A 3,422-nucleotide genomic window follows, 5' to 3' on the forward strand; every position below is an offset into this window, starting at 1 on the left:
AGGCGATCCCGCGATGACCGACCGCGTCTACAACGTCCTGTTCCTGTGCACCCACAACAGCGCCCGCAGCGTCATGGCCGAATGCCTGCTCAACCGCGAGGGCCGCGGCCGTTTCCGCGCCTACAGCGCCGGCAGCCAGCCGACCGGGCGCCTTAACCCGCACGTCCGCGACCTGCTGGAGCGCCTCGACTTTCCGACCGCCACGCTGCGCTCCAAGAGTTGGGACGAGTTCGCCCAGCCCGGGGCGCCGCATATGGACTTCATCTTCACCGTTTGCGACAGCGCCGCCGGCGAGGTCTGCCCGGTGTGGCCGGGCCAGCCGATGACGGCGCATTGGGGCTTCCCGGACCCGTCGAGCGCCCAGGGCTCGGACGCCGAGAAGGCCGCCTTCACTGCCACGGTTTTCCGACAGATCCAGCGCCGCATCCAGGCCTTCGCCAGCCTGCCCTTCGCCTCGCTCGACCGGCTGGCCCTGAAGCGCCGGCTCGACGACATGGCCGGGGGAGACGGCGCATGACCGGAAGCGTCACCCCGCTGGCCGACGTGGAGCGCCCAGCGCTCACCCGCCTGCTGGAGGCCAACGGCCTGCCGACCGACGATCTCGACGAGCCCGGCCGGCGCTTCTGGCGCGTTGCGGACGACCAGGGGACGCTCGGCTATGGCGGGCTGGAGGTCCATGGCGCCGATGCCCTGCTGCGTTCCGTGGTCATGCCGGCGGAGCGGCGCGGCGCCGGCGGTGGCCGCATCGTGGTGGCGGCCGTGCGCGCGCAGGCGGTGACGCTGGGGGTCGAACGGCTGTGGCTGCTCACCATCGGAGCGGCCGGCTTCTTCGAACGTCTCGGCTTCCAGCGGGTGGAGCGGGCCTCGGCTCCGCCGGCCATCCAGACCAGCGCGCAGTTCGCCGGCCTTTGCCCGGGCAGCGCCGTCTGCCTGCGCATCGACCTCGCGCGGCCGGCCGAGGAGCTGGTGGGCGGGGGCGCGGTGACCATCTATCACAACCCCGCCTGCGGAACGTCGCGCAACACGTTGGGGCTGATCCGCAACAGCGGCGTCGAGCCGATGGTGATTGAGTACCTGAAGACGCCGCCGAGCCGGGACGAACTGGTGGCGCTGATCCGCCGCATGGGAATTCCGGTGCGGGCCATGCTCCGGCAGACGGGCACCCCTTACGCCGAACTCGGGCTCGACGATCCCGCGCTGACGGACGAGGCGCTGCTGGACGCCATGCTGGCGCATCCGATCCTGATCAACCGGCCGATCGTGGTGACGCCGCTCGGCGTGCGCCTATGCCGGCCGTCGGAAGCGGTCCTTGATCTCCTCCCCGCTCCACAGCGCGGCGCCTTCGCCAAGGAAGACGGCGAGCCGGTCGTCGACTCCGCCGGGCGGCGCGTCGTCCCCGCCTCCTGACAGGACCACCGACATGACGGCTGACACCCACGCCGCCCCGGCGGAACGCCCCGCCATGGGCCTCTTCGAACGCTACCTCAGCGTTTGGGTGGCGCTGTGCATCGTCGCGGGCATCGCCTTCGGCCATCTGGCGCCCGGGCTGTTCCAGGCCATCGCCGCCGCCGAGCTGGCCCAGGTCAACCTGCCGGTGGCGGTGCTGATCTGGCTGATGATCGTGCCGATGCTGCTGAAAATCGACCTCGGTGCGCTGAGCCGGGTCAAGGAGCACTGGCGCGGCGTCGGCGTGACGCTGGTCATCAACTGGGCGGTCAAGCCCTTCTCGATGGCGCTGCTCGGCTCCCTGTTCATCGGCCACCTGTTCGCTCCGCTGCTGCCGGCGGAGCAGATTCCCTCCTACATCGGCGGGCTGATCCTGCTGGCGGCGGCCCCCTGCACGGCGATGGTGTTCGTCTGGTCGAACCTGTGCGAGGGCGAGCCGCAYTACACCCTGAGCCAGGTGGCGCTGAACGACCTGATCATGGTCTTCGCCTTCGCGCCGCTGGTCGGGCTGCTGCTCGGCGTCTCGTCGATCACCGTGCCCTGGGGGACGCTGCTGCTGTCGGTGGCGCTCTACATCGTGCTGCCGGTGGTCGCGGCCCAGCTCTGGCGCCGCGCGCTGCTGGCGTCGGGCGGCGAGCCGGCCCTGGCCCGCGCGCTGTCGGTGTTGCAGCCGGTGTCTCTGGTGGCGCTGCTGACCACGCTGGTGCTGCTGTTCGGCTTCCAGGGCGAGCAGATCCTGGCGCAGCCGCTGGTCATCCTGCTGCTTGCCGTACCGATCCTGATCCAGGTCTACCTCAACGCCGGGCTGGCCTACTGGCTGTCGCGCCGGTTCGGGGTGGCGTGGTGCGTGGCGGCGCCGGCGGCGCTGATCGGCGCCTCAAACTTCTTCGAGCTGGCGGTGGCGGCGGCCATCAGCCTGTTCGGCCTGGGCTCCGGGGCGGCGCTCGCCACCGTGGTCGGCGTGCTGGTCGAAGTGCCGGTGATGCTGTCGGTGGTGAAGATCGTCAAGGCGACCAGGCCCTGGTACGAGGGGCGGGCCGGCGCCTGATGGCTCGGCTCCGCCATGGGACCATCACCGGAGAGTGTCAGCATGTCTGAGCATGATAGCGAGAACGGCGCGGGCTTCCCAAGCCTGGATGAGCCCTACTTCGAGGCGCCGGACCCCGGCAAGCTGACGCCTGGGCATGTGTCCACCCACCCGCCACGCATCCTGCTGCTCTACGGCTCCCTGCGCGAGCGTTCGTACAGCCGCTTCCTCACCGAGGAGGCCGCGCGGCTGCTCCAGCGCATGGGGGCGGAGACGCGCGTCTTCGATCCCCGCGGCCTGCCGCTGCCGGACAGCGTGCCGGTTGACCACCCCAAGGTGGCCGAACTGCGCGCGCAGTCGCAATGGTCGGAGGGGCAGGTCTGGGTCAGCCCGGAGCGGCACGGCACCATCACCGGCATTCTGAAGTGCCAGATCGACTGGCTGCCATTGGAGAGCGGCGGCGTTCGGCCGACGCAGGGACGCACGCTGGCCGTGATGCAGGTGTCGGGCGGGTCGCAGTCGTTCAACGCGGTCAACGCGATGCGGGTGCTGGGGCGCTGGATGCGCATGGTGACCATCCCGAACCAGTCGTCGGTGGCCAAGGCGTTCCAGGAGTTTGACGAGGCCGGCCGGATGAAACCCTCGCCCTACTACGATCGCGTGGTGGACGTGATCGAGGAACTGGTGAAGTTCACCCTGCTGGTGCGCGACCGCAGGGACTATCTGACCGACCGCTACAGCGAGCGCCGGGAAACCGGCCGGACGGTAGCCGGCGAGGCGCAGATCCTCGCCGCTACCGCGGGAGCTATGCGGGAAAGTGGGTGATGACGGTCTGAAGAAGGCGGCGTATCGAGGCGGGTGACGAAGCCTGCCAGAACCTCCACGAGGGAGCGATACGCCATGGACGAGATTAGCAAGGTTGTCCGCTTACGTCAGCCGGAGGAGATCG

General features: G+C 70.0%; 4 protein-coding genes. All 4 read left to right on the forward strand.

Translation table 11 applies throughout. The annotated features are described in order from the left end of the window. Positions 1-13: 13 nt before the first annotated feature. Genes AC1DVI_RS32005 through arsH form a run of 4 tightly spaced genes read left to right on the forward strand, consistent with a single transcriptional unit; the run spans position 14 to position 3,298 of the window. Positions 14-517, forward strand: a complete 504-nt coding sequence (locus tag AC1DVI_RS32005; RefSeq protein ID WP_476961415.1) for an arsenate reductase ArsC — start codon at positions 14-16, stop codon at positions 515-517. Then, on the forward strand, positions 514-1,407 hold the full coding sequence (arsN2, locus tag AC1DVI_RS32010; protein WP_476961413.1) for an arsenic resistance N-acetyltransferase ArsN2: 894 nt from the start codon (positions 514-516) through the stop codon (positions 1,405-1,407). The genes AC1DVI_RS32005 and arsN2 overlap by 4 nt, the downstream gene beginning before the upstream one ends. A 55-nt stretch (positions 1,408-1,462) precedes the next feature. Continuing rightward, complete coding sequence (gene arsB, locus AC1DVI_RS32015; RefSeq protein WP_476961416.1) at positions 1,463-2,494, forward strand: ACR3 family arsenite efflux transporter; 1,032 nt, start codon at positions 1,463-1,465, stop codon at positions 2,492-2,494. A 42-nt stretch (positions 2,495-2,536) separates the two neighbouring features. Continuing rightward, positions 2,537-3,298, forward strand: coding sequence for an arsenical resistance protein ArsH (arsH, locus tag AC1DVI_RS32020; RefSeq protein ID WP_476961414.1), 762 nt, complete (start codon positions 2,537-2,539; stop codon positions 3,296-3,298). The last annotated feature ends 124 nt before the right edge of the window (positions 3,299-3,422 follow it).

It is taken from the genome of Azospirillum sp. P4_B5 (genome assembly GCF_056402275.1).

Coding starts and splice junctions, on each gene's coding strand:
- arsN2 (WP_476961413.1), top strand. CDS start 514: ATGACCGGAAGCGTCACCCCGCTGGCCGACGTGGAGCGCCCAGCGCTC.
- arsH (WP_476961414.1), top strand. CDS start 2,537: ATGTCTGAGCATGATAGCGAGAACGGCGCGGGCTTCCCAAGCCTGGAT.
- AC1DVI_RS32005 (WP_476961415.1), top strand. CDS start 14: ATGACCGACCGCGTCTACAACGTCCTGTTCCTGTGCACCCACAACAGC.